Raw genomic sequence first — 6,625 nt, 5'->3', positions numbered from 1 at the left:
AGTTATTTCATTTCGACTCCTGAACGCGTGCGTCGCCCGCGAAGGACCGGTTATAGGCAGTCGATCCCCGGAAAGGGTCGCCATGGCGACACCCGCGCCCACCGCCGAGGGATGCCGGGAGAAATCGCTCCGGTGGCTGCTAGCATGCTCCACATTGGCTTCGGGAAAATCACGGCGTCTATGCCCCTTGGGGGAAATCAACGGTGCCGGCGATGAGATCGGTCACGATTGCCCCCGATCCGACCTCCGCCGGCTCCCCCGGGATGTTGGACACCGCCCCAAAAACCGCGGAGTAAACGCAGCAGAACGAGCTGATCGGGCCGGCCGCCCGGCTGGCGATCTGGGTGTTTGAACGCGCTGCGCAGCCTGTTGGCCGTACTTTTCATCGCGACGGTCATGTGCTTCTACTCCCTTGCCCCGGTGGCCCCGGTGGCCCCGGACCGCGCGGCCGAATACCTCGCGGCAAGCCTGCGGTTCGGCGTCTTCTACGCCTCGATCGCCGTCTTCGCGGCATTCTTCTTCGATCGCCGCCACCTCGAACACGTCTTCTGGCGGATGTCACTGGGCTGCGTGTGGATCGCCCTGGCCGGCTATGCCGTCGCCGCCGTCCTACCGGCGCCGGTGTGGGTAGACTCCGGCGCCGGCGGCACGCCCCGGCTGCGCCGGCTGCTGGCCGAGCCCTCGTCCTGGGCCCCGGTCATCTCCGTGCTGATCCTGCTGGCGGTCCGGCGCAGGTCGTGGCGAAACCTGGCACTCGTCGTCCTCGCCGGTCTGCTGACCAAATCACCCACGGTCCTGCTCACCGCCTCTATCAGCCTGGCCTTCTGTTATCTCAACGGGGTTCGAGCGGTGGCTGCCCGGGGCCGCCGGACGATCGTCCTCGCCGCCGGCCGGCTACCTGACCAGCAACAACGGCCTGACGGTCGCGTTCGGCCGGCTCGTCGCCGGACTCGGCGCGCTGGGCAATGACACGGCACCCGCCACCGCCAACGGCCGTTACACGAGCGCGCGGATCGTCATGGCCGAGGCCCGGCAGAACGGTCATCCGAACATCGGCTACGGCCCGAACTCGAACTCCGTCTATCTCGCCAAGAAATACGGTGACGGCCGGAACTACGCGGCCAACTCCCTCTACGTGGCCTGGCTGTTCGATTTCGGTCGGATCGGCGCGTGCGCTCTTCTGGCAGCGGTCTTCCTGATCCTGCTGCGGCTGGCCGGACGGCCGGCATCGGCCGCCCTCTTCATACCCTTCCTGGTCGCTTCCCTCATCAACTCCGCACAGGGTTTCGAACTTTTCAAGTTCACCTTCGTCTCCATCCTGCTCTACCTGTTCGGCTGGGAGCGCCGTATCCTCCCGGCAACCGCCGTCAAGAACCCGGTCTCGCACGACGCAGACCAGCAGACCAGCCGTCGGGACACACCCTGCGCCGGGGTTTCGAGTGGGCGCACGAGGTCGACGTGGGTGCCGTCGGCGATACCGAGCTCGTCGGGGTCGTCCGGGTGGACGAACACGACGCGCCGGCCGCGGCGCACCCCGCGGTACCGGTCGTCCATGCCGTAGATCGTCGTGTTGTACTGGTCGTGGGGACGGACAGCCTGCAGCAGCAGGTGTCCCGGCGGGACCCGCAGCACCTCGCAGGTGTTGACCGTCAGCGCCTGGAACAACGCCGGGTCCCCGTTCACCCGGATCTGCAGGAACTGATCCGCCAGGGTCGTGCCCCGCCCGAGCAGGCTGGAGCGATCCCGATCGTCGCCGACAGCGCCGCCCCCGACGACTCGTGACACATGTTCGAACAGTCCGGCAGGTTGTTCGTCCCCACCATCCGCGCGAACAGCTGCCAGACGAACGCCGCCTCGTTACTCGTCCGACCCGATGTGTAGAACACCGCCTCATCCGGACTGTCCAGCGCGTTCAGCTCCCCCGCGATGATCCCGAATGCCTCGTCCCAGCCGATCGGCGCGTGCCGGTCCGCACCCGGCGCCTTGAACATCGGCTCGATGATCCGACCCCGGCTCCCCAGCCAGCGCCTGGACCGACCCGCGAGATCCGCCAGCGGATGCGCGGCGAAGAACTCCCGGCCCACCTGGGCCCGCGTCGCCTCCTCCGCCACCGCCTTCGCGCCGTTTTCACAGAACTCCGCCACCGACCGCTCCCCCACCGGCGGCTCCGGCCACGCGCACCCCGGCCGCTGCCTCGAAAGCCTCACTCCGCCTACGCGGCATGACTGACACCCCCATGAGGACCGGCACCAGCACCAGCATTGAACCGGCAGCGGTCCAGGACCCCACTACCCCTTGTCTTTCGTTAGCTACTAATGTTTTGTAGGGGTACCGTTGCAGCCGCAACGGCCACCGCCCCATCCGTCGATCATCGACCTGGAGGTCCCATGACCGCGCCATCCCCGTCCGACATCGCTCCGCTGCCCCTGGCCGCCGGTACCTGGACGCTCGACCCCGCGCACTCGGGCGTGAACTTCCAGGTCCGCCATCTCGGCGTCACCAACGTCCGCGGGCGCTTCGACACGTTCTCCGCGACGCTGTCGGTCGGCGACACCCTGGAGTCGGTGTCCGTCGGCGCCGAGATCGACCTGGCCTCGATCAACACCAACCAGCCCGACCGGGACGCGCACCTGCGTTCCGCCGACTTCTTCGACCTCGCGTCCCACCCGTCCATCACGTTCACCTCGACGTCCGTCACGGGCAGCGACGAGGAGTACGAACTCGCCGGCAATCTTTCGATCAACGGAGTGACCAGACCCGTCACCCTGGCGGTCGAGTTCTACGGGGTCGACACTCACCCCGTAGACGGCCGCGTCCGGTCCGGCTTCGCCGCGACGACGGAGATCCGCCGCGGCGACTATGGCATCACCTTCAACCTGCCGCTCGGTGCCGGCAGGCTCGCCCTCTCCGACAAGGTCAAGATCGAGCTCGACCTGCAGTTCATCGCCCCCTGATCAACCCGGCTCCCCAACCGGTCCCGCGCCGTCGCGAGCCCGCGCCCCGAGATCATCCGGGCTCGCGACGGACCGTGGGCACCTCCACCGGCCCGACAAGTACCAGCCCGGCGGGTACCGGCCCGGCAAGCCCCGGTCAGCAAGCCCCGGTCAAGGAGTCCTGGGAGACGGCGGCTCCCCGCGCGCGACGAGATACTCCTGCGCCCATACCTCCAGCTCGTGCAGCGCCGTCCGCAGCCCCTCGCCCCGCGGGGTGAGCCGATAACGCGTTGCCACCGGCGGCCCCTCGAGAACCTCACGCTCCACGAGGCCGGCCTGGACGAGTTCGGTGAGACGGCCCGACAGCATCCGCTCGCTCACCCCCGGCACCAGCTTCGCTATCTCGGAGAACCTCGCCGGGCCGGCCATCAGCGTACTGATGATCAGACCGCTCCACCGCTTCCCCAGCAGCGCGAAGACCGGAGTCAGCGCCTGACAGCTCACACCGTCCTCCGGCCTCGCAACCATCCGGTCATAGTAGATGCCCGACGCATCATGGGTGCCCCGACGCATCGCAGGTCACGACGCAGGACAGGCCCCCATGTGGGACCAACTCAGGCTGTCACACCCACCCGGACGACCCGGCGGGGATCGGGAGCGTAGGCCGGCGTGCCGGTGAAGGCCAACCGGCGGGTCCTGGTGGCGACCCGCGGAAGACCGGCCCGGTCCCGCCAATCCGCCAATCATGCAGTGGAGTTAGATAGGCGCGACAGGATGCGATGGGGTGAGGGAACCATCGGGCGTCGGGGCGCGGCAGGGGAGTCATGGCCGGTGTACCGGAGTGCCGTTCGACGACGGACACTCCCGGCAGTGCCGCGCCTCACCGGAGTGGCCGGCGGGGCTAGCCGGGTCGGCTGGGCCGAAGTGGTCGGCGGGGCCGGCGGGGCCGGCTGCGTGGCACGGCCGGCCGGTCCCCGGGTGCGTCCCGGCTGCCTCCCCGGCTTCTCGTCGCGGGGTTCCTCCTGCTCGTCGCCGCCTGGGTCGGCACCAACCCGCCGGGGTTCGGCCCCGACGAGCCCGCCCACTTCGTGAAGGCGGTCGGCGCGGGCACCGGGCAATGGACGGGAACACCCGGCCGGCTGGCACATCCGTCGTTCGGCAACGGACCGGGCCGCACCGAACGGATCGACTGGATCAATCGCAACAGCCGCGTCTTCGCCCTGCCCGCCGGGCTCAACCCCGGCGCGGCGGGGTTCCCCTGCGACCTCTTCCGCGACTGGCTGTCCGTCGCGTGCCTCGACCGTCCGCACTCCCGGCCGGCGGCGACGCGGGCCCTCAGTTACGTGGGCACCTATGAGCCCTATCTCTACGCGGTCGAGGGTGCCGTGATGACCCGCACGCACACGGCGGACGGCGCGCTCTACGCCGGGCGGGCGACCTCGGCTGCCATCGTGGTGACACTGTTGGCGATCATCATCTTCGCCTCCTGGGATTCCCGCGCCGGACTGCTCTCGGTCGGCGGCGTGCTGCTGGCGGTCTCGCCGATGGCGTTGTTCCTGGGTTCCGTCCTCGGCACGAACGGGATGGAGATCGCGGGCGCGACCGCGTTGTTCACCCTGGCGCTGCGGCTCGGTCGACCGGGCGCGCCACCGAGGTGGATCTGGCCCGCCCTCGGCCTCGTCGCCGCGCTGGTGGCGTTGTCCCGGCCGTCCGGCCCCCTGTGGGTGCTGCTCACCCCGGTGATCGCCGTCGGTCTCGCGGCCCCCGCGCGCGGGCGCGGGCCGTCGATGCGGTACCCGCCGTCGAGCAGCCCTGGCCAGTCGAGCAGCCCCGGCCAGCAGAAGGGACCCGGCGGCACCGGCTGGTCGGGTGGCTCTCGGTTCCGTGGGTCGCCCTCGCCGTGGCCGGGGTCGTCGCGACCGCGGCCTGGGAGAAGCGCGTGCAGCCGCACCCGGGGATAAGCCGTGAGCTCGCGGAACAGGGGCTGCGGCAGCTGTCGTCCGACGCGCCCGCTGGGCACGGCAGTGGGTCGGGGTGTTCGGCTGGGCGAGCCTGCGGATGCCCTCGTTCGCCTACTGGACATGGGGCGCGTGCCTGCTGGTCCTGCTCGGCGCGGCGTTCGTCGTGGGAACCTGGCGGCAGCGGGTCCGCCTCGGCGCGGTGCTGATCGGCGTGGTGGCGGTGGCGGTGGCGCTCGACGTGCTGGTCCTGCGGCAGACGCGCTTCCCGGTTTACGGGCGGTACCTGCTGCCGATCGCGGTGCTGGTGCCCTTGGCGGCCGGGGAGATCCTGACCCGGCGGGCCGCGCGCATCCCCGCGGCCCTGCGCCGGGCGGGGCCCGCCGTCGCCGTCATGGCGGTGGTCGCGGTGCATACCGTCGGCCTATGGACAGACTGGCACCGCAGCGCCGTGGGCATCTATGGACCGGCCTGGTTCCTGGGCTCGTCGCAGTGGAATCCTCCGGGTGGCTGGGTCCCCTGGATGGCCCTGGCGGGAGCCGGTGCCTGCTGCCTGCTCGCCGCCGCCGCGGCGGCGGCCGGGCCGCGGCGTTCGCCCGCATCGCCCGGCGGCGGGGACGCGTCAGATCAGGGCCCGGCCGGCCCGGGTCACGAGGCGGCCCGACCGGCCGTGATTTCCTTGCCACACAGGTTCTCCGCCACGACGCCGAAGGCCGTACCGGCATTGTTGACCTGGACGAAGGCCAGGCAGGTGCTCTGCCGGCCCAGACTGTTCCTGAGGTCGATCGGCTGGATCAGGCCGCCGGCATCGTAGTTCGTCACCGACCGCAGTCCGTCGACGAAACCCTGCCGGGTGGGGCAGTCCCCGGCCTCCTCCAGACCGCGCAGGAACAGGTCGGTGTTGATGTAGGCCATCATCGTGATCTCCTGCTCCGGGTCCTCCCGCTGGGGGGCGTAGCGCCGCATCGCGTCGATGTAGCTCGTGATGGGAGGGCCGCCGGCCTCGAAGGGCCGGTGGAAAACCGGGACCGTGACGCCGGCAACGGCGGCGCCCGCATCACGCAGCAGTCGGCCATCGTAGCCGCTGGCGGCAAGGATCACCGTGGGATTCCCACCGGCGGCGCGGATCGCGTTCAGCACGGCGGGGAGTTCATGGGCGTCGACCACGGTGAGGAGGGTGTCGGCGCGAGCCGCGACGATCCGTTGGGCGATCGCCGCTGGGCTGTCGGCGTTCGCCGTGTAGCTCACCTCGTCGACGACCGGGATGCCGACTGACTGCACGCTCTGCACGATCTTGCTTCCGGTGTCCGCGATCCCGGCCGACAGGGCGGTCCTGAGCAGAACGGCCCTGGTTCCCCCACGTGACTGGACGAGCCTGCCGTATGTGTCGATGGCGGATCCGGTGATGTAGAACGACGAGAACATGTTCCGGTACTTCGACCAGACTTCCTCAGCCGCCACGCCGGCCACCGGAATATTCTGCTCGGCGAGGTACGACGCGCTGCCACTCGCCGCCAGGGTGAACTCAAGGAGGCCGAAGACCTTCCTCTCCTCGACCAGTTCCCGCACGCCGATGGCATTCGCCTCGGCGGTTCCCTGGTCGTCGCGCCAATCATACACGATTTTCCGGCCGTGTACCCCGCCACGCTCGTTGGCCAGCCCGATCCGGGCGTCGAGGCCGGCTCGCGCGGCGGAGAAGGGCGCGAGCACCCCCGAGTCGGGGTAAAGCGGCTC

General features: G+C 70.1%; 5 protein-coding genes and 2 pseudogenes. 4 read left to right on the top strand and 3 right to left on the bottom strand.

Annotated elements, in window-relative coordinates:
• Positions 1-369: 369 nt before the first annotated feature.
• Complete coding sequence (locus tag ACY5KJ_RS05025; protein ID WP_462202878.1) at positions 370-969, top strand: hypothetical protein; 600 nt, start codon at positions 370-372, stop codon at positions 967-969.
• A gap of 423 nt (positions 970-1,392) precedes the next feature.
• Here ACY5KJ_RS05025 and ACY5KJ_RS05020 read toward each other — a convergent pair.
• Positions 1,393-2,186, bottom strand: a pseudogene (locus tag ACY5KJ_RS05020) (hypothetical protein); the annotation flags it as partial.
• A 201-nt stretch (positions 2,187-2,387) separates the two neighbouring features.
• Here ACY5KJ_RS05020 and ACY5KJ_RS05015 point away from each other — a divergent pair.
• Positions 2,388-2,954 carry a YceI family protein gene (locus ACY5KJ_RS05015; protein ID WP_462186904.1) on the top strand — a complete coding sequence of 189 codons (567 nt, stop codon included), beginning with the start codon at positions 2,388-2,390 and terminating at the stop codon, positions 2,952-2,954.
• 150 nt (positions 2,955-3,104) lie between these two features.
• Here the strand turns inward: ACY5KJ_RS05015 and ACY5KJ_RS05010 are convergent, their stop codons facing one another.
• Positions 3,105-3,461, bottom strand: a complete 357-nt coding sequence (locus ACY5KJ_RS05010; RefSeq protein ID WP_462186903.1) for a winged helix-turn-helix transcriptional regulator — start codon at positions 3,459-3,461, stop codon at positions 3,105-3,107.
• A gap of 386 nt (positions 3,462-3,847) precedes the next feature.
• Here ACY5KJ_RS05010 and ACY5KJ_RS05005 point away from each other — a divergent pair, with 386 nt between their 5' ends.
• Positions 3,848-4,894 carry a DUF2142 domain-containing protein gene (locus ACY5KJ_RS05005; RefSeq protein ID WP_462186925.1) on the top strand — a complete coding sequence of 349 codons (1,047 nt, stop codon included), beginning with the start codon at positions 3,848-3,850 and terminating at the stop codon, positions 4,892-4,894.
• A gap of 97 nt (positions 4,895-4,991) precedes the next feature.
• A pseudogene (locus ACY5KJ_RS05000) lies at positions 4,992-5,141 on the top strand (DUF2142 domain-containing protein); the annotation flags it as partial.
• Between the two features lie 398 nt (positions 5,142-5,539).
• Here the strand turns inward: ACY5KJ_RS05000 and ACY5KJ_RS04995 are convergent.
• On the bottom strand, positions 5,540-6,625 hold a 1,086-nt coding region (locus ACY5KJ_RS04995; protein ID WP_462202877.1), incomplete at its 5' end, for an ABC transporter substrate-binding protein.

The sequence above is a fragment of the Frankia sp. CcWB3 genome, assembly GCF_977927595.1.
This window is presented reverse-complemented; position numbering and strand designations above follow the sequence as displayed.